The organism is Chitinophaga niabensis (assembly GCF_039545795.1).
GTDB lineage: Bacteria > Bacteroidota > Bacteroidia > Chitinophagales > Chitinophagaceae > Chitinophaga > Chitinophaga niabensis_B.
On sequence record NZ_CP154260.1, the window covers coordinates 5,288,271 to 5,304,029 of the forward strand.

The 15,759-nt window shown below is 45.6% G+C and carries 11 protein-coding genes; 2 read left to right on the forward strand and 9 right to left on the reverse strand.

The features are described 5' to 3' along the window. Positions 1-111: 111 nt before the first annotated feature. A complete protein-coding gene (gene scpB / locus AAHN97_RS20890; protein ID WP_343304030.1) occupies positions 112-1,425 on the reverse strand; it encodes an SMC-Scp complex subunit ScpB in 1,314 nt (437 codons plus the stop codon). A gap of 100 nt (positions 1,426-1,525) precedes the next feature. Continuing rightward, positions 1,526-2,413, reverse strand: coding sequence for an ATP synthase F1 subunit gamma (atpG, locus tag AAHN97_RS20895; RefSeq protein WP_343304031.1), 888 nt, complete (start codon positions 2,411-2,413; stop codon positions 1,526-1,528). Positions 2,414-2,851: 438 nt separating this feature from the next. Between atpG and AAHN97_RS20900 the strand changes: the two genes are divergently transcribed. Further along, positions 2,852-4,213: a 3-keto-disaccharide hydrolase gene (locus tag AAHN97_RS20900; RefSeq protein ID WP_343304032.1), complete on the forward strand. Its 1,362-nt coding sequence runs from the start codon at positions 2,852-2,854 to the stop codon at positions 4,211-4,213. Between the two features lie 65 nt (positions 4,214-4,278). On the opposite strand, the gene AAHN97_RS20905 is transcribed toward AAHN97_RS20900, so the two are convergent. The 6 genes from AAHN97_RS20905 to AAHN97_RS20930 form a co-directional block, all read right to left on the reverse strand. Beyond that, the gene (locus AAHN97_RS20905) at positions 4,279-5,646 is read right to left on the reverse strand and encodes an alkaline phosphatase family protein (protein WP_343304033.1); all 1,368 of its coding nucleotides are present in this window, start codon (positions 5,644-5,646) and stop codon (positions 4,279-4,281) included. Between the two features lie 16 nt (positions 5,647-5,662). Next, positions 5,663-6,874 (reverse strand): metabolite traffic protein EboE, encoded by a 1,212-nt coding sequence (gene eboE / locus AAHN97_RS20910; RefSeq protein ID WP_343304034.1) that lies wholly within the window; start codon positions 6,872-6,874, stop codon positions 5,663-5,665. 38 nt (positions 6,875-6,912) lie between these two features. Then, the gene (locus tag AAHN97_RS20915; RefSeq protein WP_343304035.1) at positions 6,913-8,064 is read right to left on the reverse strand and encodes a 3-dehydroquinate synthase; all 1,152 of its coding nucleotides are present in this window, start codon (positions 8,062-8,064) and stop codon (positions 6,913-6,915) included. A gap of 92 nt (positions 8,065-8,156) precedes the next feature. Further along, entirely contained in the window at positions 8,157-9,059 is a 903-nt protein-coding gene (gene eboC / locus AAHN97_RS20920; protein WP_343304036.1) for a UbiA-like protein EboC, read from the reverse strand. A 51-nt stretch (positions 9,060-9,110) separates the two neighbouring features. Beyond that, positions 9,111-10,097 carry a TatD family hydrolase gene (locus tag AAHN97_RS20925; protein ID WP_074242336.1) on the reverse strand — a complete coding sequence of 329 codons (987 nt, stop codon included), beginning with the start codon at positions 10,095-10,097 and terminating at the stop codon, positions 9,111-9,113. Positions 10,098-10,160: 63 nt separating this feature from the next. Further along, on the reverse strand, positions 10,161-11,015 hold the full coding sequence (locus tag AAHN97_RS20930; RefSeq protein ID WP_343304037.1) for an EboA domain-containing protein: 855 nt from the start codon (positions 11,013-11,015) through the stop codon (positions 10,161-10,163). A 563-nt stretch (positions 11,016-11,578) separates the two neighbouring features. On the opposite strand from AAHN97_RS20930, the gene AAHN97_RS20935 reads away from it, so the two are divergent. Next, the gene (locus AAHN97_RS20935; RefSeq protein ID WP_074242334.1) at positions 11,579-11,986 is read left to right on the forward strand and encodes a transmembrane 220 family protein; all 408 of its coding nucleotides are present in this window, start codon (positions 11,579-11,581) and stop codon (positions 11,984-11,986) included. A 292-nt stretch (positions 11,987-12,278) separates the two neighbouring features. On the opposite strand, the gene AAHN97_RS20940 is transcribed toward AAHN97_RS20935, so the two are convergent. Next, positions 12,279-15,686 (reverse strand): ThuA domain-containing protein, encoded by a 3,408-nt coding sequence (locus tag AAHN97_RS20940; protein WP_343304039.1) that lies wholly within the window; start codon positions 15,684-15,686, stop codon positions 12,279-12,281. Positions 15,687-15,759: the final 73 nt, after the last annotated feature.

Below are 15,759 nucleotides of genomic sequence, written 5' to 3' on the forward strand. Positions count from 1 at the left end.
TCCTGATATTGCATCAGGACCCTTTTTTTATGCTTTAGATCGTAAGCCTCTTCCAGTGACAATGCTAATTCCAGATATAAAGTGACCCAGATACCCCGTGGAAAATAAAGTTTACTTTTTATCATCCTCGCCAGGTTCTTCATTATCTTCCTCGTTATTCAATCTGTCATCTGCGCCTTCGATCTCTGCTTCTTCGTCATCTTCTTTTTCCTCATCGTCTTCGTCATCATCATCTTCGTCATCCTCATCGTCATCCTCATCGTCATCGTCCTCGTCATCTTCCTCATCCTCATCCTCGTCTTCATCATCACCATCTTCATCATCTTCTTCGTCTTCGTCTTCATCGTCCTCGTCTTCATCTTCTTCCTCCTCCTCATCATCATCTTCCTCATCGTCTTCTTCGTCTTCATCCTCCTCTTCTTCCTCATCACTTTCCTCTTCCTCGTCCTCACTTTCTTCATCATCAGCCTCTTCCTCAGACTCAACCTCTTCTCCTTCTTCCTCGTTAGAAGATGCCTCCATCACAGGAGTATCCTCATTATCTTTTTCTTCTTCACTTTCTTTCTCTTCAGTTTCCTCTTCTTCGCTTTCCTCCTCTTCACCCGAAGCCTCTTCTGAAGCAACCACCTCAGCACCAAATTCCTCTTCCTCCGTTTCCACTTCCCCTTCTATCACAGAAGAACGATCCAGTTCATCAGCAGCACCTTCTTCCGAAACTTCCCCGGTAAAATCATCTTCCATCATCACCGTAGTAGTCTCCGTCAACTCTCCATTCTCTAAAACGATCAACTGTCCATTTTCATCCAGCAGTTCCTCTTCATCCACCGTCAATTCCTCACCACCTTCAATGCTCAGCTGCGTAGGCGCCACAAAATCTTCTTCGAACAACTCCTTCAGCTGCGGCAGGTCCTTCGGGGAATTCAGGCCGAAATAATCCATGAACGCCTTGGAAGTAGAATACAACAGTGGTTTCCCGGGTAGATCCTCACTACGCCCGGAGATCACGATCAGTTCTTTCTCCAGCAATTTAGTGATGGAATAATCCGTACTCACCCCGCGGATATGTTCAATCTCCCCTTTGGAGATAGGTTGTTTATAGGCAATGATCGCCAGTGTCTCCAGGGCGGCAGTAGACAAACGTTTGAGGAATTTCTCCCCGTTCAGCTGCGCTACCGTCTGGTAATAATCTTTCTTTGTCAGGAACTGAAACCCGCCACCACTCTCCCGTACACAGAATGCATAGAATTCAGAGTTGTATTTCTCCTGGATGGCCTCAATAGCCCCATCTACCTGTTCCTGCGTGGCGCGGTCTTCCAGAAACGCCAGGGCATTGTTAAGCAGCTCCAGGATGTCTGCGGCCGGTAAAGGCCTGTCTGCGGCAAAGATCAATGCTTCTACATGCGGAATGAGCTGAGAAATTTCCATGGCTGTATAATTGAAACAAAAATGTCAAAGGCCGAAAATAAGACCTTTGACATTTTTTCAGAAATATAAATATTATGCTGTTGATTACTTGTGTATAAGATCAACCCATCAAAGCGGCTGCACCACTCACAATCTCTGTCAGCTCTGTGGTAATGGCTGCCTGGCGGGCACGGTTGTATTCAATCTTCAGGCTCCGTAAGAGTTCGCCGGCATTTTCAGTGGCTTTATCCATGGCCGTCATCCGGGCACCATGTTCAGAAGCGTGACCATCCAGTACCGCTTTAAAGAACTGGGTGTTCAGGATCTTTGGCATCAGCTCAGCGATCAGTGTATCTTTCTCAGGTTCAAAGATATAATCCGCTTTCTGGGTGCTGGCGCCTTCCACTGTTTCCACTTTGGCGATAGGCAGGAACTGCTCTATTTTGAACCGCTGGGTAGCGGCATTCTTGAATTCGCTGTAAATAATGTCCACCGCATCGTACTCTCCGCTGATGAAACCTTCCATCGCTACGGCCGCAGCTGCTTTCACATTCTCAAAAGTGAGGTGGGAGAACAATTGCCAGTACTTATCGTTCACTTTATAGCCATTCTTGGTAAAATGCTCCCAGGCCTTTTTACCGATCGGCAGGATCTCTACCTGGCCTTTGGCATACTGGGTGGCATATTTTTCACGGATAGCCTGTTTGGTCAGCTTAATAACGTTGGAGTTGTAAGCCCCGCACAATCCCCTGTCTGATGTAATAGCCACCAGCAGTACTTTTTCTACCTGGCGGTTAGCCGCCAGTGCCAGATCAATATCCCCTTCAGAACTGCTCACAATGTTCTGGAGCATTTCCTGCAGCTTTACGGCATAAGGACGCATTTGAAGAATGGCATCCTGCGCGCGGCGCAACTTGGCAGCACTCACCATTTTCATGGCTTTAGTGATCTGCTGGGTAGACTGGATGGATTTAATACGGTTACGAACTTCTTTAAGCTGTCCAGACATATATTTTAAAAGATTTATATAGGAGAACAATATCCCCCCATTTTCGGCTGCAAAGGTAAGTAATGAGGGTATAAATCAGAAATTCCGCCGGAGATATTTCTCCTGATTCTGGTCAGTATTTTAAGGTGTAAATAATAAGATTTCTATTATCTTGGTGCCGGAAATCATGCAAAGAGCGCTTATACCAATGAATTTTAGATGAACATTCGCCGGTACTGACACTTTTTTGACGAAACTGCCCGAAAATAAGATTCTTGCATTCGATTGCAAATATTGTTGGGAATTTTCTATCTTGGCCGCTGTCCAGGGCTTCTTCTTATGTCTTTGGAGCCACGTTTCGGGTACCGTGCGCAAATCGGTCAGATTAAATAACTAAAAGCGTCAATGCAAAGGCCCGGATTGCATTCGGCAGCTTTTCTGATACAAACAAAAAATTCCATGAAAAAGTATATCCTGTTAGGTTGCGGATTACTATGGATGTCAGCCTCTTTCGCGCAGAATGGCAAATGGCAGAACCTCTTTAACGGCAAAGACCTGAAAGGCTGGAAACAGCTGAATGGCAAAGCTACTTATGAAGTTAAAAACGGAGAGATCATCGGCACCACCGTGATCGCTGAACCAAATTCATTCCTGGCAACAGAAAAGGATTATGGTGATTTTATTTTTGAAGTGGAATATAAACTGGATAAGGATTTTAATTCCGGCATCCAGTTCCGCAGTCAGAGTAAATCTGATTATCAGAATGGCCGGGTTTTTGGATACCAGATGGAAGTTGATCCTTCTGAACGCCGTTGGAGTGGTGGAGTATATGAAGAAGGCCGCCGTGGCTGGTTATATCCCCTGGATCTCAACCCGGTTGCACAAAAAGCCTATAAAGCAAACACCTGGAATAAATACCGTATCGAATGCCGCGGTTCTGAAATACGCACCTTTATCAATGGTGTTCCTGCCGCACACGTAATTGATCCGGAATTACCTTCAGGCTTCATTGCTCTACAGGTACACGGTATCGGCAAAAAACAGGAAGATGTAGGTAAAACGATCCGCTGGAAGAACATCCGCATTATCGAAAACCCTGCAGCCTCTCAATATTCTCCCTATGACGATGTGTATGTGGTGAATAATATTCCGAACACTCTTTCAGAACAGGAGAAACGCCAGGGCATCCGTTTACTGTGGGACGGTTCTACCACCAAAGGCTGGAGAGGCGCTTACAAACCTGCTTTCCCTGCAAAAGGCTGGGAAATAAAAGATGGTACCCTGAGCGTATTGTCTTCAGATGGAAAGGAATCTACCAATGGCGGAGATATTGTTACGGATGAAGAATTTGCTGCTTTTGACCTGGAGTTTGATTTCAAACTCACAGAAGGTGCTAACAGCGGTGTGAAATATTTTGTAACGGAATCAGAAAAGAACGCCGGTTCTGCAATAGGCCTGGAATACCAGGTGCTGGATGACGACAAACATCCGGATGCTAAACTGGGCGCTGCCGGCAATCGTAAATTAGGTTCTTTATATGACCTGATCCCGGCTTACAAATTTGGTAATTCCCACAAAAAGATCGGCGAATGGAATCATGGCCGTGTGGTAGTGTATCCTGATAACCGCGTGGAACATTGGCTGAATGGCCATAAAGTAGTCAGCTACGTGAGAGGAGATAATATTTACAAAGCACTTGTTGCCCGCAGCAAGTATGAAAAATACCCCGACTTCGGGGTAGCACCAAAAGGACATATCCTCCTGCAGGATCACGGTAACAACGTGAGCTACCGCAGTGTTAAGATAAAGATTCTGAAATAGTCAGCGACTATTTCATTGTTCACTGTTTTTCAACCGACATCCCGACTCTTCGGGATGTCCTTATTTTACAGCAATCCCAAATGCTGCAAAATAATATCGTGAACATCAGTGGCTATCACACCTGCTTTAACGGGCTGTGTACTGATCAGTACCGGATGGTCTTTTGCATCCGCCGTTATTCTTCCATGGGAACCTTTGATGAGCGTGGCATCCAGCGGGATCACATTCATCAGGTAACGGAATCCTAATTTCTTCCTTAATACTTTCCCGATCACTTTCATCTTCACAAAAGGATCAGCAGGGTTCAGGAACATTTCCACGGGATCGTATCCCGGCTTACGGTGTATATCTACAATACGGGCAAAATCAGGTGCTTTCGCATCATCCTGCCAGTAATAATAAGTGAACCAGCTTTTAGCATCTGCCACCAGCACAAATTCTCCGCTACGTTCATGATGCAGATGATATTTACGTTTTCCCTCCCTGTCCAACACCAGTTCAACACCCGGTACGTTCTCTACCAGTTCCCGTACTTTTTTATAACAGGAAGGATCGTTCACATATACATGTGCTATCTGATGATCTGCTACCACAAATGCTTTGGACGCCCCTGCATCCAGCAGTTCCAGCCCTCTTTCTTCCCGGATAGCCAGTAAACCATGTTCCCTGAAAAGACGGTTCAGGTGAATAGGATGGTCTACATCCGTGATACCATATTCTGATAAAAGGATGATCTCGCAACCTTTGCTTTCATAATAGGTCACCAGTTGCTGGCATACTTTATCTATAGCCTGTAGTTCAGGTGTTATCTTCGTGTAGTTATGCCCGTATTTCTGTAAACAATAATCAAGATGCGGTAAATAGATCAGCGTAAGATTTGGATCATGCCATTTATCTGTGAGTATGGATGCATCTGCGATCCATTGTGTAGAGCGGATATTCGCTCCCGGCCCCCAGAACTGGAAAAGCGGAAACTGCCCCAGTTCCTTTTGCAGCTCATCGCGCAGTGAAGCAGGATGCGAATAACAATCCGGCATCTTACGGCCATCTGATAAATATTGCGGACGGGGTGTTACGGAGAAGTCTGCACTGGAATACATGTTGTACCACCAGAACATTTTGGAACAGGTAAAACCAGGATGTAATTGTCTTGCACGCTCCCAGACCTTTTCACCATGTACCAGTTTATTGGATTGTTTCCAGAATTTCACCTCTGAATCTTCCCTGTCGTACCAGCCATTCCCTACAATTCCATGCTCACTGGGCCATTCACCGGTTACGTAAGTAGATTGAACAGCAGTGGTCACTGCAGGCAACATGGGGAAAATAGAAGTATGATGATGTTTTTTGGCATATGCTGCCAGAAATGGTGTATGTGCTCCAATTAATGAAGAAGACAATCCAACTACATCAATAACCACCGTTTTTTTCATAACAATATTCTCCGGTTCAGGATAATTCTAACTGTTGTAAAACCCACTTCATTTCTCTTGCAATAGACGTGCCCATTTCCTGTTTTAAGCCAGCCGGCAGTACTTCCCAGGTATAGGTTTCCACTTCCAGGTGAAAACTGAAAGGTTTAGCTGCCTGCCGTGCTAAAACACGGCTGATATCATCACGGGTGGAAGTTAGCACGCCAAAGTCCTGCACAAACACCGGCACATGATAATGCGCGCGCCATTCTTCTACTGCAGGATTCTCTGCATCTGCCAGTGCCTGCGGCATATCCGGATAATGGATCTTTTTATTATCAGTGGTACGGGCAATTACCTGGTGTAAATAAACCGGTTCGTTGAACTCTGAAAATGCTGCAATGGTAGCCTGCCTGCCGCCATCTTTTCCTAAGATACCTTTCAAAGCCGCACTGATCTGTACTTTCCCGGTTTTCAACCCGAAATAATGCAAACGCTCCAATACCACCAGCGGATCTTCATAAGACACGGCAAAGTGGCAAACATCATAGCACAGCTGCACATGTTGTTTGATCGCCGCAATCGCTTCTTCCTCCGTCATGCCAAACTTATCGCTGAACATGATCACACCGGCAGGTAACAGATGCTGGAAATACCAATCGATATATTCTTTTGAATTCTCCAGCATGCCATCCGGCTCCGGTTCTACATCCAGGTGCATCAAAGGTCCGCCGCCGCGATGTGTTTTAATGAGTTGTTCTACCACCAGCAGCATGTTCAGTGTAGCGCTTTCCATCACCGACTGATGTTCTTCCTGGCAACGCAGCCAGTATTTGTAAGATAAAGGAGAAGTAGAGATACCGCCTTCCATTCCTGCCGGCAACAATGATGCGAGAATGCGGAACAGCCGGATCGTATAAGCCACACGTTCCGCTGTTGTCCAATCCGGTGTATGCACCTGGTCTTTTACCACTTCATGATGAAATCCGCCGTAAGGGAAACCGTTCATTGTAAATACGTAACAGTCTTCCGCTTTCAGCCATTCCTGGAATTCTTTCAGTGCTGGTTCTTTGGACAGTTCAAGACTAGCCAGGTTACTCAACCGCAGGCCTATTCCGAATGGAGCATCAGGAGACACCTTGGCCTTTACGGCAGGGATGTGTGTTTTTAATTGAGAAAAATGTTCTCCCCAGTTTTCACCTGCATGAATGTTAGTACAATACGTGAGGTGTCCGTATGGAGTTTGCATGATCTTATATATTTTCCTTCAAACTAAGATAAGGGATATCACCATTTATCGCGCAGCATATTTACCGCCTTGCGTAAAATCGCCAGGTCGATCGAATGCACTTCCTGCCCTTTGCCGATAGCACGAAGCAGCGAGATGGTCAATTGGCCGCCAAGATGTTCTCTGAACTCTTCCAGCCCGGCAACAATCGCAGATTGATCATCTTCAATTTCCAGCAACGGATGGTATAAAGGGAGCCGCAACTCTTTTAGTAATTTGATGATACGGTCCAGCGAATCCGCATCCAGCATTCCTGTTAACCAGGAATACACACTATCGAGTGCTATGCCGATAGAAACCGCTTCCCCATGGCGCAATTCAAAATCAGTGAGTTGTTCCAGTTTGTGCGCACTCCAGTGGCCAAAATCCAAAGGACGGGAAGATCCACTTTCAAACGGATCGCCCGCACCTCCGATATGTGCCATATGTAATTCCGCACAACGGCGGATCAGGTATTGCAAACTGGCAGGATCTGCCTGCGTTAGTAAAGCTGCATGTGATTCCATCCAGTCAAAAAATCCCGCATCTTTTATCAACGCTACTTTAACTGCTTCTACCATGCCTGAACGCCAATCCCTTTCATCCAGCGTGGAAAGAAAAGCCGCATCATTAAATACGGCAGCAGGCGGTGCAAATGTTCCGAGGAAGTTTTTCTTACCGTGATAATTGATCCCATTCTTCACACCTACACCGGAATCATTCTGGGAAAGAACAGTGGTAGGGATACGGATATGTTTAACCCCGCGATGGCTCACGGCTGCCACATAACCCACCAGGTCCAGTACAGACCCTCCGCCAATACCCACTACGTAGGAATGACGGTCTATAGCATGCTGGTCCAGTGTATTCACCAGCCAGTAAAATAATTGCAGATCATTTTTGGAGGCTTCTCCACCAGGCACTACTATAATATCCTGGATCAGTTCAAAACCATCTATATTTTCAAAATAAGCGGTGATCTGATCCTGCAGGTAATCGTGATGTTTGGTTACACCATCGTCTACAATAAATAATAACTTCTTCCGGATGCCTTTCTCTGCACGTGATTCCAGGAAGTTTGCAAAATCTGTATTTGCGGTATCAAAGATCTTTTCAGTGAAGAAGACCTTGTATTCAAACTGAACACTAAATGACTGCTGAATGTACGACATAGCTATTCTTTCCCTTCCTTTTCCTGGTAATATTTTTAACCATTAAATGTACAAAAAAGGGCAAATATCCTTTGCAGATTTATTATTAACGGTCAGGTAACCGCAAAGGCTTTGGAGAGCAAAAAGGAGAGCGGAAGGAACACCAATACGGCCAAAGCATAGGGGAAAGGAGCAAAAGCAGCCACCCATGCAGCATTCATGGCAATTAATCCAATAATGCCGCCCCGCACTGCCTTTCCGATATTTGGCCCGGTAGGTTCTTTCATGGCAGCCAGTAAAGGCCGCATGATCATCCAGATAAATACCAGCAGGAAGGGGATCACTTCAAAGAATTTGTGATTCAATCCTCCCAGCACAAAAATGGTCGTATATACAATGCCGTATCCCAGTGCGGCATACATCAATGTTCGTTTTTTTCCGCCATGTACTTCATCCCTGCTGATCATGGTAATGGCAGCAATGTACAATACCGGCAGCGCTGCCAGCCAGCCATACTTTTCAAGGGCCTGCGGAATAATGCTCATGCCCAGCAACAGGTTCAATCCTCTGCAAAGCCCCATGTTCACAGGTCCCAGCAGGTTATGATGTTTGCCCCATTTATTATATACCAAAGCCGCCACAGCAATGCCTATAGCCAGGAAGCCGGATAATTCCCCTACAGTGAAAGCAGCCAGTACACCCAGTAATAACAAATAACTCCCTAAAACCACCGCTTCTGTACGGGAGATAATTCCGCTGGGAATGGGCCTTTCAGGACGTTCCACCCTGTCCAGCGCTGCATCAAAAACATCGTTAAAAACTACGCCACCACCATAAAGGCCAATGGTAGCAATGGCCATACAGGTAACCTGCAGGATGGCTTGCACATCCCCTAAACCTGTTGCCAAAAATCCTGAAATAGCAATCCCTGCCAGTATATCTGTTATAGCTGTTAGTATGTTCGCGGGTCGCATCAGTCGCAAATAGCCGATCAGTTTGCTGAAGATATAGTTCACGTTTTTCAGATAGGTTTATTCATAAAAACAATGGTAATTCAATAGGCTGCGCTACCGGATAATGGTAGATTGTTTATTGGGCCTTGGTTGCTGGCCTCCCCGAAGAACAGTGCTGCCATTATATTTCAGGCTCTGGTCAACAGGAATAACATTTTCAAAATCAGCTTCGTTGATCTGGCCGCTTTGTGCAAATGCCGTGATGGCATTACGGTAAGTGACTAATTCTATCGCTGCTTTATCTATTCCGCGTTCCAGCATCAATGCCGCTGTTTTAGGCACTGCCAGCGGATCGCTGATACCCCAGTCTGCAGCAGAATTTACCATGATACGTTCTGTTCCATATTGCTTCACGATCTCTACCATCCTTTCATTTCCCATTTTTGTAAAAGGGTAAATGGTGAAGGCTGCCCAGAAACCCCTGTCCAGTACTTCTTTTACCGTTTCTTCATTATTATGATCTACGATCACCATGTAAGGATCAAGGCCCATTTCAATCGCAATATCCATACTGCGTTGTGTACCTTGTTTTTTATCCCTGTGTGGTGTATGGATCTGTACCGGCAGCCCTGCATCCTTTGCCAGTTGCAGTTGTGCACGGTAATATTTTTCTTCCAGCGCGGTCTGATCATCGAAACCTATCTCCCCGATACCTACCACACCTTCTTTATAAATGAAGAGCGGTAAGATCTCCATCACCTGCTCACTCAGTTTTTCATTATTCGCTTCTTTGGAGTTCAATCCGATGGTGCAATAATGTTTGATCCCGAATTGCGAAGAGCGGAAACGCTCCCAGCCAACAAGGCTGCTATAATAATCCCGGAAAGTATCCACGCCGGTCCTCGGCTGGCCTAACCAGAATGCGGGTTCTATCAAAGCAACTACCCCTGCATCCGCCATGGCCTGATAATCATCCGTTGTACGGGAAGTCATATGCACATGCGGATCAAAAAAACGCATGCCTTTTATGGCTTCCAGGTAGGCAGGATTTATAGATTGGGGAACCAGGTCTTTTTCCGTCAGTTCAGCACTACAACACATATGATTTACAAATTACAATTGTTGTTAAATTAATAAAAAAAGCGCTCATGCATATAGCATTAATTAGCCATTTACACGACCGGCAACGGTTTCCCAGCTCAGCTTTCCGGCTGCAATATCTGCTTTTACATCGGAACGACTGTCCAGCAGTGTCTGCGCAGGACCGTATGTACTCATAGAACAGGCCAGGGCAGCGGCTTCCCGCTCTGCATGATGTTCTGAATACCAGGTCCTTTCAATATCAGGGAAATTGGTTTCATTGATGAAAGGCCCTACCAGCCGCCATAACATGGGATGCACTGCTCTTCCGGCAGCTCTCCTTTCATGTGCATAATCACACAGGATCCTTGCCAGTGTTGGGTTTGCCCGTTCATCCAGACCTTCTATCTTATGCACCGGTTTTTCTGTAAAAAAAGCCTTGAGCACCAGCTGGTTCCAGGCAGCTTCGTCCAGGTACTTTGCTGGGTAAGGGTTATGGAGCATAATAGCTTCTAAAACCACACCTATATTGGATCTGATCCCTTCTGCCGTACGCAGCTTCCAGGCTTCCGGAAATGCCAGTAAAGGCAGGGCTCCGTACAAAGCCACCTGCTCATTCATTTCAGCAGAATTGAACAGGTTCTCTATCGTCTGCACGTATTGCTGCTGATCCGTAACAGGCAGCTGCAATAACCACCAGGAACGGAACAAACGGTCCAGTGTATATCCTTCCAGCCTTGGATCTGTGGTATTTATCTCATCCCGTCCTAAAAAACGGGGGGCCGCCGTAAAGGCGAGATTGAACTGTTGCAGGGTCCCCTGCTCTTTCCAGGCTCCCAAACGCTCCTCCAGCCACTTTTTCCCTTTTTCTGATGCATGGTTAAGAATGGTCTGATATAGGTCCGAGGAGACTTTATGCTGCTCATATGCGTATCCCATGAGGCTAAAATAATAATTTTCGGGGGATGGGGCCTGGCTTAAAATAAAAGAGAGGCAACTAGTGCCTCTCCTTCCGCCATTCTAAAACCTGATTAGTAACCAGGATATTCTTCAGGGCAAATGCCCAATATCTTTGTTAAAGGGTTAGTTTCAAACTGAATCTTTATGCAATATAAGGATTAAAAATCGTTCATCGCTCACCCCTAAGTGTCAAAATTTTAACATTCCCTTTGGAAAAACGATTTTGCATGAGAAGTTTAAAACAGACGGCTTCCAATTTTACCCTAAAATTGGCACATGCCCTCTGCATGTGCCCTATTCATATGGTGGAATTTATAAAGACAAAAATAACCTGGTATTCACCGTTGTGTAGTTACTCTGTGCAAAGGTTCGAATGTGATTTTGTCGCTGTTATTGATTGTAAATTATAACATTAATTTAACAACCACAAACTTAAATGCGACTTTTTCAGAAAAAACTTTTACAAGCCTATCCTGATGGATGTATTGCGGATTTTCCGTAAGTTTAATCAATTTACCTGATTAATTTTCACTCGTCCAATCATGAAAATATTCAATGTTGTTTTTTGTGTGCTGTTCATCTTATTCGCCGCGCTTCAGTGGAACGACCCGGACCCTTACATCTGGATGCCCATCTATCTCTACGGGGCTGTTTTCTGTGGTTTAGCCGCCACCGGCAGCTATTATAAAGGCTGGTACCTCTTCGGTATCCTGGCCTACCTGGGTTACGCTATCTACCTCTTTTTCACGAAAGACGGGGTGCTGGACTGGGCAACAGAACACCATGCGGAAAATATTGCCGGCGCCATGAAGGCCTCCACTCCCTGGATTGAAGATACCCGGGAATTTTTTGGTCTTTTTATCCTGATCATCGTATTGCTGGTGAATTTTGTACATGCCAGCCAGAAAAAAGCCAAGAAAATGAGGAAAAAGATGATGAAGATCGGGTAACCCAAACTTTATTATAGCTTATCAAAGGGCTAACGGATATACTTATCTGTTAGCCCTTTTTTCGTTTACAGCGGCTCTATAGTTGTATATCCCTATATCGCTGAAGGCGCATTCCTATAGCACTCTTATAGCATTCCTATATCGTTTCGATATACCTATGTGCCTACAATGCTATAGCAGTGTTATAGGAGCGATATAGGAGAACACAACTATTATGCTGATATTGAGCCTTTTATAAACAAAAAAAGGCCGCCCCTCTCAGGGCAGCCTTTTTTTGTTTATAAGCTCAGCTTTACCTGGCTATCAAACGGAGGAAATCTATACCCACCGGTGTTTTTTCCGCAGCATCCACTGCTTTGAACACCAGGTACAGGGTATGTTTCTGATTGCCCGTCCAGGTAGGGAAAGTGATCGTAGCAGTGGTAGCAGTTTCTTTCACCGCACCAGGCCCGATAGTTACCTCTCCTAACTTTTGGCCGGTTGGGCTATCCAGGTGCGCAGCCACCACATAACCATGCTGTGGTGTTTCCTGCACAAAATAGGTCAGCTCAATGCCATTCACCTCTGCCAGATCCAGGTCTTTATAAGCAGCCCAGGAACTCACTGTTGGGATCAGCACTTTTATACCACCGAACTCAACAGTAGCTGCACCATCTGCCTGTTTGTAGTTTTCTGCCTGGATCTTGGGATTGCGTAGTTCTACATTTGCAGTACCAGTAATAGGCCTGATGCCCGCACCGCCTTTATCTGTATAGCTGGCTATCAGGTAAAAGATACCACGGTCTTTCAGCTCAGCACCCACAGTGGCGGATACGCTACCCGTTGCAGGTAAAGAGGGTTCCTGTTTGTTACCGCCAGCCAGGGAGAAAATGTACTCCACGATCTGTTTGGCCTCACCTGTGGAAATACCAGGGTGGGCAGCCATCGCTGTTTCACCCCAAACACCGCTGCCACCTTTGATGATCTTCTCTGCAAGATATTCAGGTGATGCAGGATCGTCTTTATATTTCGCTGCCACTTCCATAAAGCTTGGGCCGATAGATTTCTCATTCGGTTTATGGCAGGTTTTACAATCAGAAGTTTCCATGATGTTCTTACCTGCAATAGCACCTGAAACTATCTGGTGCCCCTGCGGCATACCTGCTTTATCACGTCCTTCCATGTACAATGCCTTCACATAAAGGTTGGCTGCATCCAGGTTACCGGCTGCGGTACTGCCATCTTCTTTATCTGTTACATTCACGGTATAACGTACAGGTTTGCCGGGGAAGTAGAACATCTTGTTACCCGTGATATCAATATTCACTTCCGGTGTTTCGTTACCGGCATACACACTGATCATTTTACTGCGGGTAGTAGCGCCTTTGCTGTCTGTTACATCTACAAACACTGGGTACTCTCCTGCTGTAGTGAATGTTTGCTCAACAAACGGTTCCTTTGTTTCTTTCTTGTTGCCGTTGCCGAAATTCCATAAGAAGGAGATCTCATCGCCGTCAGGGTCTGTTGCACCATCTGCCGTGATCTTCACTTTGAATGGTAAACCACCGGTGAGTTTACTTACAGATAACCCGGTTTTTGGAGCACGGTTACCACCATTGAAATCAATGCGGGATAAAGCAGCATCAGCATTTTTGCTGAACCAGCCGTTACCATATTCCAAAACATATAAACGGCCATCAGGGCCCATTTCCATATCTATCGGCGCATTGAATTTTGTACTTGGCATGAACCTTTCCATCTTCACATAATTACCATCTTTGTCCATGGTAACTGCCATGATCCAACCACGGATCCAGTCGTAAATAAAGAGTTTGCCATTATAGTAATCCGGGAAACGTGTTTCCTTTGGATAGAATTCTGAGTAATAAACCGGCCCTGCTTCTGCATTACGGCCACCTGTTCCTACCAGCGGGAATTCTTCAGATTTGCCGTAAGGATACCAGATGAATGCTTTCTGTGCAGGAGGCAGTTCCTGTAAACCTGTATTGTTGCGGGAATTATTGATCGGTTTTTCAGGATTGAAGTAAGCTCCTGATACGCCGGTTTCATAATCAAACGCACGGTATGGTTTGTTGTCTGCAATGAATAAAGGATATCCATAGTAACCGGCTTTCTTAGCCTGATTCACCTCATCATAACCTTGCGGGCCGCGGGTGGAATCATCTTTACTTGCATCAGGCCCAACTTCACCCCAGTACAGGTAACCGGTTTTACGGTCTACAGAGATACGGTAAGGGTTACGTGTACCCATTGTATAGATCTCTGCTTTTGTTTTATCACTGGCTTTGAAGAGGTTGCCTTCCGGAATTTCATAAGAACCATCTTCCTTCAAACGGATCCGCAGGATCTTTCCGCGCAGATCGTTGGTGTTGGAAGAAGTTCTGCGGCCATCGTATTGTAAGTGGCCGGGTCTGTCATCCTGCGGACCAAAACCTTTGCTTACATAAGGTTGGTCCGGTTCATCGAATGGTGTGGTGTTATCTCCTGTAGACAGGTACAGCAAACCATCGGGGCCAAAAGTAATGGAACCACCGGTATGGCAGCAGATATTGCGTTGGGAGTAGAATTGCAGGATCACTTTTTCACTTTCAGGAACTACTTTATTATCCTTGAAAACAAAACGGCTCAGCCTGTTCACTGAAGTATCTACCGGTGAATAGAAAAGATAGATGTAATTGTTCTTCGCAAATTCAGGATCTGCCGCAATACCCATCAAACCTTCTTCTGCATTTACTTTGGGCACATCTGTTTTGTGATATACGTTCAGGAAACCTACCTGGGACAATGCTTTGGTGGTATTGTTATAGAACAATATTTCACCACGGCGTTGTACCACCAATATATCCAGGTTAGGCAGGATGGCCATTTCTGTAGGTTCAAAGAAGTTACCACTGTTCAGCACCTGTTTGGTGAAACGGTCTTCATCAGGTAAACGTTGCGTAGTGGCCTTGGCATAATCCAGCACCTGGTTTTTACCCATCGCATACTGGATACCGCCCAGGATGTGTTGCAGGTAAGCAGATTCTGTATAAGATTCTTCTGTATGGCCTAACTCCGTATAGAAAGCGCGGCCGCCATCATAATTATGATACCAGCTGATCGGATGATCTTCTCCCATTTTACCACCAGTGTATGATTTCTCATCCACGGCTATCAGCACTTTGGTTTCCTTATTGACATTTTTAAAATTATACCACTCGTCCGTATGCTCCCAGGTATCCTGCAGATGTTTGGTAGCTGCATGACTTTTATCCTTGATGATCAGTTTGGCTTTGGCAGTTCCCGGAGGATGGCTTTCAAAATAAGCGCCTGCCAGTTTACCATACCATGGCCAGTCGTATTCAGTATCTGTAGCAGCGTGGATGCCCACATAACCGCCACCGGCCTGGATGTACCTTTCAAAATCAGCCTCCTGGCGGGAGTTGAGCACATCTCCTGTTGTATTCAGAAAGATCACGGCTGCATATTGCTGCAGAGAGTCTTCCGTAAAGCGCTCTGCATTTTCCGTTGTATCCACTTCAAAACCATTCTCCTTGCCTAATTGCTGAATAGCTTTAATACCGGCAGGTATAGAGGCATGGCGGAAGCCGGTTGTTTTTGTGAACACCAGCACCTTGGGAACACCCGGGCGGGTTTTGCTGCAACTCACAGCACCAATGCCCATTACGGCGAGGATTAAAATGATAAAAAAATGTCTCATTATTTATAGCGTTTGTAAAGTAAACGTGGATTCTTAAAACTTAATAGAGACGCAATATTGCGTCTCTATTAAG

Coding starts and splice junctions, on each gene's coding strand:
- scpB (WP_343304030.1), bottom strand. CDS start 1,425: ATGGAAATTTCTCAGCTCATTCCGCATGTAGAAGCATTGATCTTTGCC.
- atpG (WP_343304031.1), bottom strand. CDS start 2,413: ATGTCTGGACAGCTTAAAGAAGTTCGTAACCGTATTAAATCCATCCAG.
- AAHN97_RS20900 (WP_343304032.1), top strand. CDS start 2,852: ATGAAAAAGTATATCCTGTTAGGTTGCGGATTACTATGGATGTCAGCC.
- AAHN97_RS20905 (WP_343304033.1), bottom strand. CDS start 5,646: ATGAAAAAAACGGTGGTTATTGATGTAGTTGGATTGTCTTCTTCATTA.
- eboE (WP_343304034.1), bottom strand. CDS start 6,874: ATGCAAACTCCATACGGACACCTCACGTATTGTACTAACATTCATGCA.
- AAHN97_RS20915 (WP_343304035.1), bottom strand. CDS start 8,064: ATGTCGTACATTCAGCAGTCATTTAGTGTTCAGTTTGAATACAAGGTC.
- AAHN97_RS20925 (WP_074242336.1), bottom strand. CDS start 10,097: ATGTGTTGTAGTGCTGAACTGACGGAAAAAGACCTGGTTCCCCAATCT.
- AAHN97_RS20930 (WP_343304037.1), bottom strand. CDS start 11,015: ATGGGATACGCATATGAGCAGCATAAAGTCTCCTCGGACCTATATCAG.
- AAHN97_RS20935 (WP_074242334.1), top strand. CDS start 11,579: ATGAAAATATTCAATGTTGTTTTTTGTGTGCTGTTCATCTTATTCGCC.
- AAHN97_RS20940 (WP_343304039.1), bottom strand. CDS start 15,686: ATGAGACATTTTTTTATCATTTTAATCCTCGCCGTAATGGGCATTGGT.